This window comes from Streptomyces sp. 2A115, from assembly GCF_052245575.1.
In the GTDB taxonomy this organism is placed as follows: Bacteria; Actinomycetota; Actinomycetes; order Streptomycetales; family Streptomycetaceae; genus Streptomyces.
The window spans coordinates 15,516-34,639 of the sequence record NZ_JBQQCG010000070.1 but is presented as its reverse complement, the minus strand read 5'-3'; the positions used below and the strand labels follow the sequence as shown (position 1 = coordinate 34,639).

The window sequence follows — 19,124 nt, the reverse complement described above, 5'->3', positions numbered from 1 at the left end:
TGAGCCGCATGCGGCGGGCGTGGCCCGGGTCAGGGTGTCGAGGCGTGGCCGTCTCGGTGGCTGCCTCGCATGCCGAGCGCGGTGAGCAGGTAGGCGATCAGTTCGGACCTGCGGTCGGTCAGGTAGAAGTGGCCGCCCTGCATGACGCGCAGGGTGAAGGTGCCGGTGGTGGCCGCCTGCCAGCCTTCCGCGAGCCGGTTGGGGACTTCCGGGTCGTGGCTTCCCACCACGGCTGTCGTGGCGCAGGTGAGCGGCGGGCCTGCCCGGTAGCGGTAGGCCTCGATCAGCCGGTAGTCCCCGCGAATGGCGGGCAGGAGCGTGGCGCGGATCTCCGGATCGTCGAACAGCGTCGAATCCGTCCCGCCGAGCCGGGCCAGTTCTCGGACCAGGGTGTCGTCGTCCCGTGGCCGTCCGTTCCCGGCGTCGGTGTTGAAGGGGGCCGGCCGCGCCGAGATGAACAAGTGGCGTACGAGACCGGGGGACCGGCCCTCGAGGCGGCGTGCCACTTCGAAGGCGACGGATGCCCCCATGCTGTGTCCGAACAGCACCAGCGGTACGTCGGCGACCTCGGCCACGGCCTCGGCGAGGGGGTCGGCCAGCAGGTCCATCCGGGCCGGCACGGGCTCGTCGAGACGATCGTCGCGTCCCGGGTACTGAACTGCCAGCAGCTCGACTCCCACGGGGAGTTCACGCAGCCACGGGTAGAAGAAGCGGGCCGATCCGCCCGCGTGCGGGAAGCAGACGAGGCGCAGCCGCGTGCGACGTCGCGGCCGAGGGCTGCGCAGCCACTCCTGAGCGAGGCCGGTGGCCCCGGGTTTCGTCGGGTTCACCGGTCTGCCACCTCTCCGCCCGTCACCTCTCCGTCCGCCGTGTCTCCGTCCGTCACCCCTTGGTCCGTCTGCCGAAGCCGCTCCGCGACTGCGGCGAGAGTGGGTCGGCGCACCATGGTCCGCAGCAGTTCGTCGAAGGACAGCGTCCCGGCCCCCGGCAGCTCACGGCGGAGTCGTCCGATGAACTGGGCGACGAGCAGGGAGTCCCCGCCGAGCTCGTGGAAGTTGTCGTCACGGGCGACCGCGGGTACGGAGAGCAGGTCCGCCCACATGGCGGCCAGTCGCCGTTCCAGACCGTCCAGCGGGGGCGCCGAGCGCACCGCGTCCTCGTGCCGGCCCTCGGCGACCCAGGAGAGCACGGTCTTGCGGTCGACCTTGCCGTTCGAGCTGAGGGGCAGTTCCTCGACCGTCTCGATGTGGGACGGGATCATGTACTCGGGGAGTTGTTCGCAAAGATGCTCGCGCAGGTCCTCCAGATCGATGTCGGCCCGGTCCCGCTTGAAGGTGGCCGCGATCAGGTGCTGGCCGAACGGGGCGAGGTCGCCGCCGTCCTCGGGGAGTACCAGCATCGCCTGCGCCCCGGCCTCGGCGAGCAGGGTGCGCCACTCGTCCACGTTGAAGAAGGTCTGGTCGCGCCCGCGCCGCCGGTCATCGAAGTCTCCCTCTGTGTCCGGTGTGGTGCCGTCGAGTTGGATGAGGAACTCCATCCAGGTCATCAGGTCGGGGCGGTCCACGGCGAGTTCGGTGAAGACCAGCCAGCCGCCGGGAGCGAGCAGTTCCCGCAGTCTGCCGAGCACGGCGTCGATGTCGCGGGCGTTGTGGAGTGCGTTGGCGACCACGATCATGTCGAAGCTCTGCGGCCGGAACCCCTGGGCGCGGTAGTCGGCATTGAAGTCGAACAGGCCGTAGCGCAGCCACTGATGGGTGGCGAACCGGTTCCGTGCCTCGTTGAGGAAGAAGTGCGACACGTCGGTGAACAGGTAGTCGGGCTCCATCCCGGGAGTCCCCGTGGCCGTGGGCAGCACGGAGATCATCTGGTCCGTCGTCGCCCCGACCCCGGCCCCGGCTTCGAGAATGCGCAAGGGGCGTCCGGGGCCCGCGCCGGCGGCGAGGTGCGCGGCGACGCCCGCGGTGGCCCGGTTGAGATACCGCATGATCGTGTTGTCCGCGTACAGCGACCGGGCGGACTCCGACTCGCCGTCGGGGAACAGCAGCCGGACCTGATCCAGCTCGCCGCGCAGCAGTTCGGGCAGCCGCCGCATGCTCGTCGTGAGCAGCGGAAGGACGGGCGTGGTCCACAGCGGTTCGCAGCCCTCGGTCTCCAGTCGGTGCAGTTCCCCGGTGAGCAGTCCGGCATCGGCCGGCATCAGGTCCCGGTAGCGTCCGGTGTCCGGGTCGCGGTGCACCAGGCCCGCGCCTTCCAGTGCCGCGAGCCAACGGCGTACGACACGGTGGAAGCGGGGTGGCACACCCGCGCGTCGCAGCACCTGCTCCGCCGTCGGCGGTTCGGCGTCCGGTGGGAAGGCACCCAGAGTGCGCAGGGCCGCCGCCATCGCCGTGAACGCCGTCCGGTTCAGCCGCTGTTGCTCCGCCTCGACGTGAACGAGCTCTGTCCGTCCGGCCGTTCGCGCGCCCATGGCGTGAGCGACCTCGGCCAGCACACGGGTCTCCTCGGCCGCTGAGGCGGATTCTTCGCGGCGACTGCCGGTCACCACGGCCGCTATGCGCCGGTTCGCGGAGCTCGTGCCGTCGACGACGACAGCGGTGGTTCCGACGTCCGGATGTGCGAGCAAGGCGGCCTCGATCTCGGCCAGTTCGATCCGGTGCCCGCGCACCTTCACCTGGGTGTCCTCACGGCCGAGGAACTCGATGCTGCCGTCCGGGAGGTACCGGCCGAGATCGCCGGTGCGGTAGAGGCGCTCCCCGGTGGCGGGGTGGGTGACGAACCGCTCGGCGGTGCGCTGCTCGTCGCCCAGATAGCCCATGGCGACGCCGACACCGCCGATCCACAACTCTCCCGGGACGAGTTCGGGGCGGGGACGCAGGGCCGCGTCCAGTACGTGGAAGGTCTGGTTGGCCAGCGGTGTGCCGTACGGGATGCTGCGCCAGGTGGCGGGTACGTCACCGATGGGGTGGTAGATCGACCAGATAGCCGCTTCCGTGGCACCCCCGAGGCTGATGAGTTCGAGGCCGGGACAGCGACGGCGGACGGCGTCCGGGAGAGTCACCGGTATCCAGTCCCCGGACATCAGGGCGAGCCGGAGTGTGCCCAGACCGACCGCGGGTTCACTCTCCGCGTAGTGCTGGAGCATCTGCAGCTGTGCCGGTACGGAGTTCCACACGGTGACGCCGTGCCGGTCGATGAGTTCCGCCCAGTGCGAGGGATCGCCGCGGCGTTCGGGGTCCGGCAGGACGAGACAGGCTCCGACGCCGAGCAGGCCGAAGATGTCGTACACGGAGAGGTCGAATCCCAGGGCGGCGAGGGCGAGTCCGCGGTCCTCGGAAGTGATCTTGAACCGGTGGTTGATGTCCGTGACGGTGTTGACCGCGCTCCGGTGGCTGATCATCACGCCCTTCGGGCGGCCGGTCGAGCCCGACGTGTAGATGACGTACGCGAGGTCGTCGCCGCTCACCGTCGGTTCGGGCAGCGCCGTCCCGGGGGGAGCGGGGGCCAGCACGTCCACCTCGACGGTGTGCAGTGCGGCGGGGAGTTCCCCGAAGGCCTCTGACCGGGAGTGGGTGAGTACCTCACGTACTCCGGCGTCCGCGAGCATGACGTCCCGGCGGGCCGGCGGCTGATTGGTGTCCACGGGCAGGTAGGCGCCGCCGGCGAGCAGGATGCCGAGTACGGCGACGATCTGCTCCCAGCCCTTGTCCAGGACGACGGCGACCGGTTCACCGGCCCGTACCCGGCGCGCGCGGAGTTCGCGGGCCACGGCGAGGGCGCGGTGCAGGAGTTCGTCGTAGCTCATCCGTCCGTCGGTGCCCCAGCGCAGCGCGATGTGATGGCCCTGACACCGCGCCGCCCGGACCACGGCGTCGTGCAACAGTTGTCCGGTCTCCGGGGCACCGGTGTCGTTGACGCGCTCGCGGGTGGCGCGCTGCCGATCGGGCAGGAGCGCGGGGACGGGGGAGGACCAGGCACCGTCCGTGGTGGCGAGGGCCCCGACGAGTCGCTCGTACGCGCTGAACATGGCGTCCAGCAAGCCGTCCGGGAACAGCTCCTCGGCCGCGTCCCAGGCGAGCAGCAGCCCCCCGGAGTCCTCGTACAACTGGTGGTCCAGCCATACCTGCGGGGTCTGGGAGATCATCCAGCCGAACTCGCCCAGCGTGTTCCGGAACCGCTCGTCGACGAACGCGGAGCCGAGGTTGCTGGCGAACACGACGGGAGCGGACGCCCGGTCTCCGGGCCGGGCACGCGCCAGGTCGCGCAACACCTCGACCGCGGAGTACTCGGCGTGTGCCACATCGCTCTGGAACTGTGCCTGCAGCCGTCGGGCGTGCTCGACGAACGGCCCGTCGTCCGAGGTGTCGGCCGTCACCAGAACGAGATTGGTGAAGTCGGCGACCAGGCCGCCCACCTCGGGGTGCAGGGGCTGCCGGTCGAAGAGCGGGAGATTCAGTACGAATCGTTGCTGGGCGCTCCAGGCACCGAGCACCTCGCTGTAGGCGGCGGCCAGGGCCATGGCGGGCGTGACTCCGTGTGCCCGGGCCCGTTCGGTGAACCCGCGCCAGGCGTCGGGCGCCAGCCGCGCCAGGCGGCGGGTGAACCTGGGACGCTCCACCTGCTCCGGGTCCACGGCCAGCGGCAGCGCGGGACCGCCGGGCAGCTCGGGGAGCCGGTCGCGCCAGTACGCCCGGGCCTCCTCCCTGGACGAACGCCGCCGCGCGGCCAGCTCGCTGAGGTAGCGGGGGAAGGAGTACGCGGGCTCGGCCGGCGAAGGTCCCGAAGGGCCGGGCGCATCGTGTACATCGTGTGGTTCGGTGTAGTACTGCGCCATCTCGGCGAGCAGGTGCTGGATGCTGAGCACGTCGGCGACGAGCAGATCGATCCCGAAGTGGATCCGGGTGGCACCGCCGGGACGCAGGGACAACTGGACGTCGAAGACGTGACCGGCGGCCACGTCGAACCGCCGGTGCGAGAGCTGGTCCCGGATGCGGTCGAGGGCCTCGTCCGCCGCTGCCCCGGGCGACGTCCGCAGGTCGTGCACGGTGAGCCCCGGCCACGGCGAGGTGTCCGCGACCCGTTGGGTCCCGTCCTCCAGGAAGCGGGCCCTGAGCATGCCGTGCCGGGCGATGAGGGCCCGCACGGCAGACTCGAGGCGGTCGGCCCGTACACCCCGGCCGTCGAACTCCATGTACGCGTGGCAGCCGTTGCCGCCCAGCGACTGGCCGTCCGTCCGCCCGATCCAGTAGGCCTGCTGCACCGGGGTCAGGGGAAAGGCGGCCGCATCGTCCGTCACGGTCTCGGCCGGTCCGTGCGGGCCGTCGGTACATCGGTCCGCCTCCGCGGCCCCCGCACCGGAGAGCCGTTGCGCCAGCAGCCGTGTCCAGGCGCCGATGGTCGGCTCCTTCGCCAGTTCCGCGTAGTCGACCTCGGCTCCGGCCGAGCGCCAGCGCCCGACGAGGGCCATGGTGCGGATCGAGTCGAGCCCGTGCGAGATCAGGTTGTCCGTCTCCGCGGCGGCGTCGGGCGGCAGGCCGAGCACTTCGGACACGGCCTCGCGGATCCGGCGCTGCACAGCGGGTGCGGGGTGCGTCATCACTGTCCTCTCTCCGGGGCCTCGCCGGCTGATTTACCGGCGCTTTCTGGATGGCCAGCGCGGTTAATTCACGGGATTCAGATCATCGTCCAACGTAAAGCACCGTGCACGTCCGGTGGAAGGTAGGTACTCAAAGGAGTAGTACCCGGCGTGGGTATGTCGTAAGTGACCGTTTAATCCCCCCAAATCTCCCCAAAACCACAGCGAACTTGACTCTTGCTTTGCCTTTTCATGGGTGATTGTTTATTGACTTGGATCTTTATGGAAGACAGATTCTTTACGGTTCAGTAAGAGTTTCCGGATCCCTGGAAATCTCGATTTGAGGGGTGTGAATCCCGTGGAAGTGGTTATGTGGCCCGCCGAATTCGCCGAACGGTATCGCCGTGCCGGCCACTGGCGGGGACGGCCGCTGGGCGACTTGTTGCGCGACAGAGCGCGCAAGCACCCCGATGCCGCCGCGCTGCGCTACGGCGACCTGTTGTGGAGCTACGCCGAGCTCGACGATCGAAGCGACCGGCTCGCCGCCGGACTGGCCGAACTGGGCATCCGCGCCGGAGACCGGGTGGTCGTCCAACTTCCCAATGTCCCCGAGATGTTGCCGCTCCTGTTCGCACTGTTCCGCCTCGGCGCCCTGCCGGTGCTCGGGCTGCCCGCGTACCGCAGCAGCGAAGCCGTTCACCTCTGCCGGAGCACCGACGCCGTCGCCTACGTCATCCCCGACACGGATCCGGACACCGGCTTCGACTACCGAGGGCTCGCCGACGAGGTGCGCGCGAAGGCTCCTTCACTGCGCCATGTACTGGTCGCCGGAGAGCCGGGGTCGAACAGTTCCCTGCGCGAGATCGACGCCTTCCCGCGGTCGTTGCCCGCGCCGCGGGCGAGCGACCCGGCACTGCTCCTGGTCTCCGGCGGTACGACCGGGCTGCCCAAGCTGATCCCGCGCACCCACGACGACTACTACTACAACCTCCGTGCCAGTGCCGAAGTCTGTGCGCTGCACGAGCACAGCGTCTACCTCGCGGTACTGCCCATCGGCCACAACTTCCCGCTCGCCTGCCCCGGAGTCCTCGGCGTGCTCCACGCCGGAGGCACGGTCGCGCTCTGCCCATCGCCCAGTCCCGAGACCGCGTTCGCCGCCATCGAACGGTTCAGGGCGACTGTCACCGCGGTCGTGCCGCCCCTGGCCGCACTGTGGTCCCAGGCCGTCCAGTGGAACACTGCGGACATCAGCAGCCTGGAGCTCCTTCAAGTGGGCGGTGCCCGTCTCTCCCCGGACACGGCCCGGCTCATCGGCCCGGCCCTCGGCTGCGAACTCCAGCAGGTGTTCGGCATGGCGGAAGGCCTGCTCAGCTACACCCGCCGGGGCGACGACCCGGAGACCGTCGCGACAACACAGGGCCTCCCGCTCAGCCCCGACGACGAGATACGGATCGTGGACGAGGCCGACCGGGACGTCCCGCCCGGCGCCGTCGGCAGCCTGCTCACCCGGGGCCCGTACACATTGCGCGGCTACTACCGCGCGCCCACGTACAACCTCCGAGCCTTCACCGCGGACGGCTACTACCGCACCGGCGACCTGGTGAGGCTCACCCCGGAAGGCCGGCTCGTCGTCGAGGGCAGGGAGAAGGACCTGGTGAACCGGGGCGGCGACAAGGTCTCCGCGGACGAACTGCAGAACCATCTGCGGGCTCACCCCGCGGTCCTCGACGCCGCCGTGGTGCCGGTGCCCGACCCGTATCTCGGCGAGCGGACCTGCGCCTGCCTTCTCCTGCGCGAAGGGTACGACGACGTGTCCGACCTGGCCGGCTTCCTGCACAGCCGAGGACTGGCCGCGTACAAGATCCCCGACGTGGTGAGGATCTGCGACTCCTTCCCCCTGACCAGCGTGGGCAAGGTCGACAAACGAGAACTCGCCCGGTCCGCCGCGCCCGACCCCGGTGCGACGGCAGCGGACCTCCGCCCCAGGTGACCCCGGGGTGGGCCCCCGCTCCCGGTGACCCTGGGACGGAGCTCCGCTCCGGCGATCCCGGCGCGGAGCCCCACCGGGGGGTTCCCGTCTGTGGGCGTGCCCCGATCCGACCCGCTCACCTTCAACCCGGAGGACAGCCATGGCCGAACGGCAGCACTACTTCGAATTCACCGTGCCGATTCCGGGCGACCCGATGCTCCACGCCGCCCGCCTCGCCCGCCGCGGAGCGCACGAGCAGTACGTGGTGTACGAACGACAGCGCGAGTGGTGCTACGCGGGGGGAGCCGAAGCCGAAGTCACGGTCTTCCGCGACTTCGTCGACTTCCGGGCGGGTACGGAACGCGCCTCGGTGCCGGCCGCGGACGAACCACTGCGCCAGGTGCGCCAGTTGCTCGGCAGCCTGCCCTTCGACGGCTGGCGGGCATACGGCTGGGCGTCGTTCGAGCTCTCCTACGCGCTCGCCGACCGGGCGGACGAAGAGGTCCCGCCGGACGGCGACCCGTTGCTGCATCTCGTCGTCCCCGCGGTGGAGGTGCGCCTCGGCTCGGGTGAAGCACTGATCCGATGTACCGACCCGGCCATGGCGGACAAGGTCCGGGGCCTCCTGGCCGACACAGCCTCCGAGCCGCTGCACGCGCCCGCGTGCTCCGTGGACATCTCCGGCGGCGGACGGGAGCCGTACCAGACGGCTGTGTCCGCCGCGGTGTCGGCCATCCGCAGCGGTGAACTGCACAAGGTCATCCTCTCCCGGACCGTCGAGGTCGAGCAGGAAATCGACCTGGTCGGCACGTATGTGACAGGACGGCGGGCCAACAACCCGGCCCGCTCCTTCCTGCTGCGTCTCGGCGGGGTCGAAGCCGCCGGATTCAGTCCGGAAACGGTCGTGGAGGTCGCCGCCGACGGCGCCGTCTCCACTCAGCCGCTCGCCGGCACCCGTGCGCTGACCGGAAACGCGCCGCAGGACGCAGAGCTGCGGATCGAACTGCTCGGGGACGCCAAGGAGGTGTACGAGCACGCCATTTCGGTGCAGGTGGCGTGGAACGAGATGACTGGGGTCTGTGCCCCCGGGTCGGTACGGGTCGAGGAGCTGATGGACGTGAAGCAGCGGGGCAGCGTCCAGCACATCGCCTCACGTGTCACCGGCCGTCTCGCCGAGCGCGCCGAGGGACCCTGGCCGGCCCTGGCCGCGGTCTTCCCGGCCGTCACCGCGTCCGGCGTGCCCAAGCCGGCCGCGTACGACCTGATCCGTCGTCACGAGCCCGAACCCCGAGGCCTGTACAGCGGCGCGGTCCTGACGGTGGGCAGCGAGGGCGACCTGGACGCCGCCCTGGTACTGCGCACCGTCTACCGAAGTCGCGGGCGTACGTGGCTTCGCGCCGGAGCCGGCATCGTCGGCGAGTCCCGCCCCGAGCGGGAATTCGAGGAGACTTGCGAGAAACTGCGCAGCGTCTCCCGGCATCTCGTACCGGCGGACGATGCGGCGACCGCGGGATGGCAGGCCCAGGTCGGCGGTTCTGGATGAGAAAAGGGGCGGTGGCGTACCCTCCCCCCATGCCTACGACTCCCAGCCGCAACGCGCAGTACGGCGGTGCGGCGCGGACGGCATCCGGCGCGTCCGGCGGGACTCCGCGTCGGCGCGCCGACGCGGAGCGAAACATCGACTCCATCGTCGCGGCCGGGCTCGAGTGCTTCCGCGAGGACCCGAACGCCAGCATGACGGCCGTCGCCCGCGCCGCAGGAGTCAGCCGGGTGACGCTGTACGCGCACTTCCCCTCGCGTGAGGAGTTGTTCGAGGCGGTCCTGGCCTACTCGGTGAACGAGGCGGACAAGGCCCTCGCGACTCAGGAACTGGACAATGGCCCTGCCGACGAGAGCATGGTCCGCATGGTCCGTTCCTGCTGGCGGATCCTTGACCAGCACTCCTTCCTGTTGACCGCCTCCGAAGGGCTCGTCGGAGAGCCACGCCGACGCCGGCAGCACCGCAAGGTGCTCGACCGCGTCGACCGGCTCATCGCCCGGGGTCAGGAGGAGGGCGTCTTCCGTACCGACCTTCCCCGTACCTGGCTGGTCACGGTCTTCTACAGCCTGCTCCACACCGCGGCCGGGGAGACCAGGGCACGGCGGCTGAAGGCCGGAGAGGCGGCATCCGTACTTGAACGCACCCTGCTCGCCACACTCAGGAAACCCGAGCCACGCGAAGGACCGGCATCCGGGACCGAACCGGGCTCGCACCCGTCGCTATGATCGCAGCGCGCTGGGGAGGACGGTCGATGTGGAATCTGGGAAGTCTTGAGGCCGAGGTGATGGACCGGATCTGGGCCGGCGACGGACCGGTCACGGTTCGCGACGTGGCAGAGGAGATCAACTCGGCCAGGCCGCAGCCGCTCGCGTACACCACGGTCATGACCACCATGTACAAGTTGTTCCGCAAGGGCTGGCTGGACCGCAGCAAGTCCGGGAAACAGTATGTCTACGCACCCGTCGAGGCCCGGGACGCCTGCGTCGCCCGCCTCATGACACAGGTGCTCGGGAAGAGCACCGACCCGGAGGTCGCGCTCCTCCACTTCGTCGAAGGGCTCGGCTCGGAGCGATCGACGGCACTGCGCTCCGCCCTGCACCAGCTCCCTGCCGAAGACGACGACTCCGGCACATGATCCGCCTCGCGCTGCTGGCCGGCTATCTGGTGGTGTTCGCGACCTGGATTCCCTGGGCGCTGTCCCGGGCCGCCTGGGTCTCGCGTCTGCCTCAGGCCGCCATAGCGCTGTGGGCGGGGCTCGTGGTGGCGGTTTCGGCCGGAGCGGCGGCATTCGGAGTGATGTCCGCGCGGCATGTGCGGTGGCATGCCACCGACCTCGTCCGGTGCTGCACACGGCTCCTGGACGCCTTGGCGGGACACCTCTTGGTGATCCTCTGCCTAGCGGGTGCGCTGTGGGTCGCGGTGGTCGGCCTGCGCGGCGTCATCACCGGCACGAGGACACTCTGGCGGCTGCGCAGGGGATGGCGTGACCACGTGGACGCACTCGACCTGTTGGCCCGTCCATTCGGGGACCTGCCCGCCGTGGTCCTGGAACACACGACGCCGGCGGCCTACTGCGTACCGACCAAGGGCGGCCGCGTGGTGCTCACCTCGGGTGCGCTGCGGCGGCTGCCGCCCGGCACGGTGGCCGCCGTCGTGGCCCACGAGCAGGCGCACCTGCGCGGTCGGCATCACCTGATGGCGGCTCTGGCCGCCTCACTCGCCGGGGCGTTCCCGTACGTGCCGCTGTTCCGCCTGGCCGGCGCTGCCATGGCCGGGCTCGTCGAACTGGCCGCGGACGACCACGCGTCCCGACGATGCCGTAGGGAGTCGGTGGCCAGGGCATTGTCCGTCCTGGTCGCCATGCCGCTCGGCGCGGGAGCGCTGCAGGCGGGCGCCGAAGGCGCCAGCGAACGTATCCGCCGACTGCGCAGGGCTCCCGCGAGCGGGGGACGACAGGCTGTGGTGGCCATGGGCGGCTTTCTGTCCACCGTTGCTTCGTCGGCCGTGATCGCCACTTGGGCGTGGGTCGGCGGGTGTTGATGCCGGGCTGTCCGGCGGCGACGGAACCTCGACCGAAGAGCGGAAGGCATGGGGTCACGCCTCGCGGGCAGCGGACTTTGACCGCAGCCCCACACGCCAGCCAGCCTCGATCGAACCGCGCGAGGTCTTCAACGCGATTCTGTACGTCAACCGCACGCGAATCCCATGGAGAGTATTCCAGCACCCACGCCTGCAGGCCTTCACCCACACCGGCCTCGGCCTGACGGCCGCCAACAGCTTCACGCGGCCGGCACGAGGCCAACGGGATGCGTATGCGCATCGACGGACCCGCCTCGGTGATCGTGCGGCGCGAACACCGCGGCCCGACCACCGTCGCCGTGTCCGACCCGACCATGCGCCGGGACACGGTCAGTGTCCTGCTCCGCGGTCGGCCGCTGCGGGAGGTCACGCCGGACGACGGAGTACGCGTGAGCGAGGTCTACGGCGGAACCCGGCTGGACTTCGACACGCACCACTCGTACGGACGTAGCTTCACGGTCGTGCTGCGCCCCTCCGGTTAGAGGGCGCCGGCGCCGCCACGGCTGCGGATCGGCCGGAAAAACGTGCGTCAGACGCGGAACGCACACATCCGTCACGCTCTTCAGATGATGCCGCGGGGGAGCCGCCGACGTAGCCTGCGAGTGTGTTTGGTCCGGCCGCGCCCCGTGCGATTGACCGCTTGGGCCGAAGGCTGTTGACGCCGTACGAGAGCGGTCCGTAGCGTCCTGAACTCCTCAGCGCACGTACCGAAAACGATCCCGGGGCCCGTCAGCGGGCGATTCCCGAGGGGAGACCGACGTGACACGTGCCATTCCGCTGTTCACGCTCCAGGGCGTACCGGACGCGGGGATCACCACACACCCGTTCACCACCGATGACGGAATCGGTCTGAGCATGCTGCGCTTCCTGCGGGGTGCCTCGGACGACGTCGTGCTGATCATCCACGGGCTGACCACTTCGAGCGACATGTTCATCATGCCCGAGCACCGAAATCTGGTGACCTGCCTGCTCGACAACGGCTACTCGGACGTATGGACGCTCGACTACCGCATGAGCAACCGCCACCCCTACAACCGGGGGCGGCACCGCTACACCATGGATGACATCGCGCTGTTCGACTATCCGGCCGCGCTGCGCGAGCTGCGTGCGGAGGTCGGCCCCGACCGCCGGATCCATGTGATCGCGCACTGCCTGGGTTCCGTCTCGTTCACCATGAGTCTCTTCGGCGGCGCGGTCGACGGCATCGCCAGCGTCATCGCGAACAGCGCGGCGCTGACCCCGCGGGTGCCTGACTGGTCCCGTTTCAAACTCGCCGTCGCGCCCAACCTGACCGAGTACGTGCTCGGCTTCCCGTATCTCGACCCCCGCTGGGCAGACGAACCGCGGTTCACCCCCGCCTGGGCCTTCGCCCAGCTGGTGGACCTCTTCCACCAGGAGTGCGACGAGAGTTCCTGCCACATGCTCAGCATGATGTGGGGCACCGGCTGGCCCGCCCTCTACAGCCACAACAAACTCCACGAGATCACCCACCGGCGCAGCGGCGACCTCTACGGCGCCACCGGGGTCCACTACTACCGCCATGTGGCCGCCATGGTGCGCGCCGGGCGGGCCGTCAAGTACGACAAGGGCGATCCGGTGTACGACCGGCTGCCCGACGACTACCTGGCCGGAGCCGCCGACATCGACACCCCCATGCTGCTGACCACCGGGGACAGCAACCGGGTCTTCACCGACTCCAACGTGGTCTGCCACCAGCGGCTCGAAGCGGTCGCCCCCGGCCGCCACGAACTGGCCGTGTTCCCGGGCTACGGCCACCAGGACGTCTTCATGGGCGAGCGCGTCGACCGCGACATCTTTCCCCGGATGCTCGACTTCCTCAAACAACACGGAGCCTGACGTGCCGATGGCGTACGAGCCCAGCAGCCACGAAACGTTCACCCACGACTCCCTGGCAGGCCTCGCCTACGACTGGGAACGCGTCGGAGATCCCGGCGTCGAGGCCAAGTGGCCCGGCAAAGTCCTGCTGCCGCGCGGTACGGCCGACGTGGTGCGCGCGGTGCGCGAGGCACGCCAGCTGGACGAGAAGATCGTGATCCGGGGCAGTGGTCACTCCAGCAACAACCTGGTCACCGCGGACGGCGGGACCCTCCTGCTGACCACCCGGATGAACCGGATCGTCGAGGTCGACGAGGAGAACCTGACCTGCACCCTGCAACCGGGGGCGTTGCTCGCCCAGGTCGACGAGCAACTGGCCAAGCGCGGCCTTGGGTTGTCGATCATCGGGGACCACAACCACATCACCGCAGCGGGGTTCGCGTCGGTGGGCGGCATCAGCCCGGCGTCGCACCGCTTCGGGCTGTTCCTCGACACCGTGTCGGAGCTGGAGTACGTCGACTGGGCAGGCGACATCCACCAGTGCAGCCGTGACCAGCAGCGGGACAGGTTCCTGCGGGTGCTCGCCGGTACCGGACGGCACGGGGTGATCACCAGTCTCACCGTACGGATCATCCGCATCGACAAGTTCCGTACCGTACTGGCCAACAACCGCTTCATCACGACCGACTTCGACGACTTCGTCGAGCGCTCCGCACGGCTGATCCGCGACCCGGGGGACGCGCTGATGGAGCGCGGAGCGTGGGCGGACCTGCCCCTGCCGGTCGGCAGCCTGCGGATCGGGCAGTTCTCCTCGTACCACGGGACCCAGCAGAACCCTCTCAAGTCGATCTATGACCGGATCGCCTACGGCTACCAGCAGTTCCTCGGCTACTGGGCCGGCCGGCTGCCCAGCGCCCTGGACGAGATCGTCAAGTACGTGGGCATGGGGGCCATCCTGATTCCGCCGCGGTTCGGTACGGCGAAGAACATCGAGCGCTTCACCGACCAGATCCTCGACTCCACGGTCGGCGACCCGACCCGGATGTTCATCGTCCTCGCGCCGGTCGAGCACTACGAGACGCTGTTGCGCGAGCTGTCCGCGCTCTGCCTGCGGGAGCGGAGGGCCAGCGGGGCCGTCACCTTCGTGTCGGTCTACGTCAAGGCGGTCCGCTCCGAGTACCTCTCCGGTCCCGGCAGCGCAGACGCCGGTCCCGACAGCGGTGACGGGGCGAGCGCCCGGACCCCGAAGGGCTTCTGCGAGCTAATGCTCTACCTGGGCGTCGACCCGGAGAAGATGACCGGCCCGGTGCTGCGCTCCCTGGTCTCCGGTATCGACGAACTCGCCGTCGAGCACGAGGCGTTCCGCTACATGCACTCGCTGACCAGCGAGGACCCGGTCATCCGCCGCAAGGTCGACCCGAACGCGCTCTACGACCTCGAGTACGCCCTGGAATCGAAGGAAGCCTAGGAGGCGGGCCACCATGACGACACAGACGACACAGACGTCGCTCACCTTCCGCGAGAAGATGTCCGGTCCCTTCGCGATGGGCGCCACCTCCCCGCAGGACGGTGCCCGCCGAGGGCGGCTGACCGACTGGCGGTTCGTCCTGCACGCCCTGGTCACCGTGGACGACACCCGGGCCTTCACCACTGAGCCGCGCCGCCCCGGCCGCCTCACCGGCGAAGTGGAACTCCCCGGCGTCAAGAACCGGATCCCTTTCACCGACGGCGTGTTCCACCTCTTCCCCGACCCCCGGGGCGACGCCGCCGAGGGCAGCCTCCTGATGGAGTACGAACTGACCTTCCATCACCGCGGAACGCCCTACCACCTCACCGGGCGCAAGTCGTCACCGCCGCGGCCCGCCGCCGTGGCGCCGCTGTGGCTGTGGCCGGACACCACCACGATGGCGGTGCGGCTGCGCCGTGGTAACGGCGGCGACGGCGAGATCGTGGGCGCGGGAATCCTCCGGCTCGGCGCGGGCGACCTGGCCCGTCTGCTCGCTTCGGTCCGCACCCCCCGGGCCGACGGGCTGCTCGACTCCGGGCAGGCCCTGGGCGCGTACGCTCGACTGTTCGCCGGCGGCCTGGCGCAGACCTACCTGCCGTGGGACCGGAAGCCGGTTCCCGCGGACGTCGAAAGCGGTGCGGCGTGAAACTCGCGGTGGTCTTCTCCGGCGGAGGCGCCCCCGCCGCCTACTTCAGCGTGGGCGTGGCACGCGCGCTGGCCGATGCCCGTCTGGTGCCCGACGTCCTGTCCGGGGTCTCCGGCGGAGCCCTCACCGCGTACGGTCTTGGCACCGGCCTGGACGCCGAGGACCTGGCCCGCATGTGGGAGTCGATCGACTGCACCGACCTCTTCACGCCCCGGCTCGACGTCTGGAACCTCCTGGACGTGCGCGCTCTGCTGAGCCGGCCGCGGCGGGGCATCCCCGAACACCTCCTCGGCGCGACCCGGTGGATGTGGCTGCTGAACAACGGACCGGCCCGCCGTACCTTCACCCGCTACTTCGGCGCCGGGCAGCGACAGGTCGGCGAGGGCCGTACGGTGATCGTCTCGGCCGTCGACCAGGCGGGCGCCGGAGTGGTGCGGTTCACCAACGCACTGCCGCCCGAACACCGCCGCAGCGACGAGTTCCGGCAGTCGGACCTCGGCATCGACCACCTCCTCGCGACCACCGCCGTGCCGCTACTCTTCGCCTCGGGCACGGTCTCCGGCGACGCCTTCGTGGACGCCGGACTGGTGGCCAACACACCGCTGAAGCCGGCGCTCGCCTACGAACCGGACGGGGTGATCGTCGTCGCGGCCGGGGGCGCCGTACGTCCCGCCCCGGCACCCGGCTCACTGTCCGAAGCCATCGGTCTCCTCGCGGAGAACGTCGCGCACGCCGCGCTGATGGCCGACTACCGGCACGCCGGGACCGTCAACCAACTGATCTCCGAGGCCCCGCAGGCCACTCCGAAGAAAAAAGTGGAGATGCTGCTCATCAAGCCCACCGGGCTGCCGTTCACCGCGTCGGGGTTCCTCGACTTCAACCCCTGCACGGCCCATGAGGTCATCGAGCGCGGCCGGGAGACCGCGGCGAAGGCCCTGGCGTCCTGGACACCGTTGGCCTCCGCCACGACGGGAGCCGGCACGTGAGGGTCTTCGTCACCGGGGGCTCCGGCTTCCTCGGCGGTCACCTCCTCCACGCGCTCGCCGCGGATGGGCACTCGGTACGGGCACTGGCACGCAGCGCCGCCGCGGCGGACACGGTCACCGGACGCGGCGCGGAAGCGGTCCAGGGCGGGCTCCTCGACCCCGTGGCGCTGCGCTCGGGGATGGCGGGCTGCGACGCGGTGGTCCACGCGGCCGCGTTCACCGGGCAGTGGGGGCCGCGAAGCGAGTTCGTCCGGGTCAACGTGGCGGGAAGCGAGGCCGTGGTCCGCGCGGCGCGGGAGGCCGGGGTCCCCCGGCTCGTCCACGTCAGCTCCGAGGCGGTACTGGCCGACGGTCGCCCGCTGCGGCTGGCCGACGAGTCCCGGCCGCGGCCCGCGCGCCCGGCCGGCGAGTACGCCAGGACCAAGGGGCTGGCCGAGGACCTGGTGCTGGCGGCGTCGTCCACCGTGCTGACCACGCTCGCTGTGCGCCCGCGCCTGGTGTGGGGCCCCGGCGACACCACCGTGCTGCCCGCGGTCGTCGAGGCGGCCCGGCGCGGACGGTTCGCCTGGGTCGACGGCGGCCACTACCTCACCTCCACCTGTCACGCGGCCAACGCGTCCGCGGGCATCCTGGCCGCCCTGCGGCGCGGCGCGGGCGGACGGGCGTACTTCCTCACCGACGGTGAACCGGTGGAGTTCCGGACCTTCCTCACCTCGCTCGCCGCGACCAGGAACACCGTGCTGCCGGACCGCTCCGTGCCGCACCGGGTGCTGTCCGCCACCGCGCTCACGGCGGAGACCGTCTGGCGTGTGCTCCGTCTGCGGGGTGAGCCGCCGGTGACCCGGACCTTCGTCGCGCTCTCCGCGCAGGAGATGACCGTCGACGACAGTGCGGCGCGGCGGGAGCTCGGCTACCGGCCCGTCCTCACCCGGGACCAGGGACTCAAGCAGCTCGCCGCGAGCGAGCAGCAGTAACGCGAGCGAGCAGTGATACAGGAGGGCCACGCCATGACCGCGACCAGTGTTCCCGGTGTTCCCGAACATGTCGATGCCGTCGTCGTCGGATCGGGCTTCGGCGGCGCCGTGTCCGCCTACCGGCTCGCCGAGGCCGGACAGAGGGTGATCGTGCTCGAACGAGGCCGCCCGTACCCGCCCGGAAGCTTCCCGCGTACACCGCGCGAGATGGGCCGTGCCTTCTGGGACCCGAGTGCCGGGCTGCACGGAATGTTCGACGTCTGGACGTTCCGCGGGTTCGACTCCGTCGTCTCCAGCGGCCTCGGCGGCGGCTCCCTCATCTACGCCAACGTGCTGCTCCGCAAGCCCGAGAAGTGGTTCGTCCGCGAGGATCCGCTGCCCGGCGGCGGCCATGAGAGCTGGCCGGTGACCCGCGCCGAACTCGATCCGCACTACGACACGGTCGAGAAGATGCTGGGCGCCACCCCGTATCCGCTGCACGCCCCCGCCTACACCGACACCCCCAAGACCCAGGCGATGCGCAGGGCCGCCGAGAAGCTGGGCCTGGAATGGCAACTCCCGCCCCTGGCCGTCAGTTTCGCGCCCCGGCCCGGAGCCGCGCCCGCCATCGGACTGCCGCTCGACGACCCGGGCTACGCCAACCTGCACGGCGTGCCGCGGCGCACCTGCCGGCTGGTCGGCGAGTGCGACATCGGCTGCAACGACGGCGCCAAGAACACCCTCGACCACACCTATCTCTCCGCCGCCGCGGCCGCGCACCCGCACCCCGCCGACATCCGCACCTGCTGTGAGGTGCGCACCGTCGCCGTCCGGGACAAGGGCGGCTACGCGGTGGGTTACGTCGAGCACGACCCGGCCGCCGAGGGAAAGCGCACCGACACCGCCAAGCTGCCCCTGCGCACCGTCACCTGCGACCGGCTGATCCTGGCGGCCGGCGCCTACGGCACGACGTACCTCCTGCTCAGCAACCGCGACCGGCTGCCGGGTCTGAGCCGGGCGCTCGGGACCCGTATGTCCGGCAACGGCGACCTGCTGACCTTCCTGCTGCCCAAGGGTGACCGTCCGGGGCCCGCACTCGACGCGAGCCGGGGCCCCGTCATCACCAGCGCGATCCGGGGAGGCGACTTCACGGACGGCGGGGACGCCCAAGGGCGCGGTTTCTACATCCAGGACGGCGGATATCCCGGCTTCGCCGACTGGCTCGTCCAATCGGCCGACCTGACCGGCAGCCTCTTCCGCACCGCGGAGTTCCTGGCCCGCCTGGTGCTGAACCTGCTGCGCGGCCGGCCCGACAACCGGCTCGGCACCGAACTCTCCCGCCTGCTGGGCGAGGGCGCCCTGTCCGCGGGCACCCTGCCACTGCTCGGCATGGGCCGCGACGTACCGGACGGTGTCGGCCGGCTGCGCGACGGACTCCTCGACGTGGCCTGGACCACGGAGACGAGTGCCGCGTACTTCGCCCGCGTACGGGAGACGATGGGTGAGCTGGCCGAGCAGTTGGACGCTCACTACCTGGACAATCCGATGTGGTTGTTCCGACGGATCGTCACCGTGCATCCGCTCGGCGGGGCCCCGATGAGCCACCACCCGGCCGAAGGGGTCTGCGACGCCTACGGCCAGGTGCACGGACTGCCCGGCCTGTACATCGCCGACGGCGCGGCGATGCCGGGGCCGGTCGGCGCCAACCCCTCCCTCACGATCGCGGCGCTCGCCGACCGGATGAGCACGCGCCTGATCGAGGAAAATCAGGCCCGACCCGCGGGAGCCCGTGGCTAGGTGTGCTGTTCGGACACGTTGGTGACGCGACTGGCTGGTGTTTGGCCGCTGATGCCGGTGTGGGGTCGGTGGTAGGTGTACCAGTCCAGCCAGTCGGGAAACGCGGCCTGGCGTTCGGTTTCTGAGGTGTAGGGCTGCTGGTAGGCCCATTCCTCCCGCAGGGCGCGGTGGAAGCGTTCGACCTTGCCGTTGGTCTGCGGCCGCCAGGGACGGGTCCAGCGAGGGCCGATGCCCAGCTC

The 19,124-nt window shown here is 70.4% G+C and carries 14 protein-coding genes and 1 pseudogene; 12 read left to right on the top strand and 3 right to left on the bottom strand.

Annotated elements, in window-relative coordinates; genetic code table 11:
• Window positions 1-29 precede the first annotated feature (29 nt).
• Both ACTWQR_RS41205 and ACTWQR_RS41200 read right to left on the bottom strand, forming a co-directional pair.
• Window positions 30-830 (bottom strand): thioesterase II family protein, encoded by an 801-nt coding sequence (locus tag ACTWQR_RS41205; protein ID WP_443232384.1) that lies wholly within the window; start codon window positions 828-830, stop codon window positions 30-32.
• On the bottom strand, window positions 827-5,593 hold the full coding sequence (locus ACTWQR_RS41200; protein ID WP_443232383.1) for an amino acid adenylation domain-containing protein: 4,767 nt from the start codon (window positions 5,591-5,593) through the stop codon (window positions 827-829). Before ACTWQR_RS41200 ends, ACTWQR_RS41205 begins: the two co-directional genes overlap by 4 nt.
• A 349-nt stretch (window positions 5,594-5,942) precedes the next feature.
• On the opposite strand from ACTWQR_RS41200, the gene ACTWQR_RS41195 reads away from it, so the two are divergent.
• The 12 genes from ACTWQR_RS41195 to ACTWQR_RS41140 all read left to right on the top strand — a co-directional run bounded on the left by ACTWQR_RS41195 (window position 5,943) and on the right by ACTWQR_RS41140 (window position 18,885).
• Complete coding sequence (locus ACTWQR_RS41195; protein ID WP_443232382.1) at window positions 5,943-7,562, top strand: (2,3-dihydroxybenzoyl)adenylate synthase; 1,620 nt, start codon at window positions 5,943-5,945, stop codon at window positions 7,560-7,562.
• 139 nt (window positions 7,563-7,701) lie between these two features.
• Window positions 7,702-9,084 (top strand): salicylate synthase, encoded by a 1,383-nt coding sequence (locus tag ACTWQR_RS41190; protein WP_443232381.1) that lies wholly within the window; start codon window positions 7,702-7,704, stop codon window positions 9,082-9,084.
• 29 nt (window positions 9,085-9,113) lie between these two features.
• The gene (locus tag ACTWQR_RS41185; RefSeq protein WP_443232380.1) at window positions 9,114-9,806 is read left to right on the top strand and encodes a TetR/AcrR family transcriptional regulator; all 693 of its coding nucleotides are present in this window, start codon (window positions 9,114-9,116) and stop codon (window positions 9,804-9,806) included.
• Between the two features lie 26 nt (window positions 9,807-9,832).
• Window positions 9,833-10,216 carry a BlaI/MecI/CopY family transcriptional regulator gene (locus tag ACTWQR_RS41180; RefSeq protein ID WP_443232379.1) on the top strand — a complete coding sequence of 128 codons (384 nt, stop codon included), beginning with the start codon at window positions 9,833-9,835 and terminating at the stop codon, window positions 10,214-10,216.
• Complete coding sequence (locus ACTWQR_RS41175; protein WP_443232378.1) at window positions 10,213-11,121, top strand: M56 family metallopeptidase; 909 nt, start codon at window positions 10,213-10,215, stop codon at window positions 11,119-11,121. The genes ACTWQR_RS41180 and ACTWQR_RS41175 overlap by 4 nt, the downstream gene beginning before the upstream one ends.
• A 266-nt stretch (window positions 11,122-11,387) precedes the next feature.
• A complete protein-coding gene (locus ACTWQR_RS41170; protein WP_443232377.1) occupies window positions 11,388-11,642 on the top strand; it encodes a polysaccharide lyase beta-sandwich domain-containing protein in 255 nt (84 codons plus the stop codon).
• A gap of 277 nt (window positions 11,643-11,919) precedes the next feature.
• The gene (locus ACTWQR_RS41165) at window positions 11,920-13,017 is read left to right on the top strand and encodes an alpha/beta hydrolase (protein ID WP_443232376.1); all 1,098 of its coding nucleotides are present in this window, start codon (window positions 11,920-11,922) and stop codon (window positions 13,015-13,017) included.
• A gap of 7 nt (window positions 13,018-13,024) precedes the next feature.
• The gene (locus tag ACTWQR_RS41160; protein ID WP_443232406.1) at window positions 13,025-14,464 is read left to right on the top strand and encodes an FAD-binding oxidoreductase; all 1,440 of its coding nucleotides are present in this window, start codon (window positions 13,025-13,027) and stop codon (window positions 14,462-14,464) included.
• Between the two features lie 13 nt (window positions 14,465-14,477).
• Window positions 14,478-15,149, top strand: a complete 672-nt coding sequence (locus ACTWQR_RS41155; RefSeq protein WP_443232375.1) for a hypothetical protein — start codon at window positions 14,478-14,480, stop codon at window positions 15,147-15,149.
• Window positions 15,146-16,135 (top strand): patatin-like phospholipase family protein, encoded by a 990-nt coding sequence (locus ACTWQR_RS41150; RefSeq protein WP_443232374.1) that lies wholly within the window; start codon window positions 15,146-15,148, stop codon window positions 16,133-16,135. Before ACTWQR_RS41155 ends, ACTWQR_RS41150 begins: the two co-directional genes overlap by 4 nt.
• Window positions 16,132-17,109 (top strand): NAD-dependent epimerase/dehydratase family protein, encoded by a 978-nt coding sequence (locus ACTWQR_RS41145; protein ID WP_443232373.1) that lies wholly within the window; start codon window positions 16,132-16,134, stop codon window positions 17,107-17,109. Before ACTWQR_RS41150 ends, ACTWQR_RS41145 begins: the two co-directional genes overlap by 4 nt.
• 33 nt (window positions 17,110-17,142) lie before the next feature.
• Window positions 17,143-18,885 (top strand): GMC oxidoreductase, encoded by a 1,743-nt coding sequence (locus ACTWQR_RS41140; RefSeq protein WP_443232372.1) that lies wholly within the window; start codon window positions 17,143-17,145, stop codon window positions 18,883-18,885.
• Here the strand turns inward: ACTWQR_RS41140 and ACTWQR_RS41135 are convergent.
• Window positions 18,882-19,115, bottom strand: a pseudogene (locus ACTWQR_RS41135) (integrase core domain-containing protein); the annotation flags it as partial. The gene ACTWQR_RS41140 and the pseudogene ACTWQR_RS41135 sit on opposite strands and share 4 nt — an antisense overlap.
• Window positions 19,116-19,124: the final 9 nt, after the last annotated feature.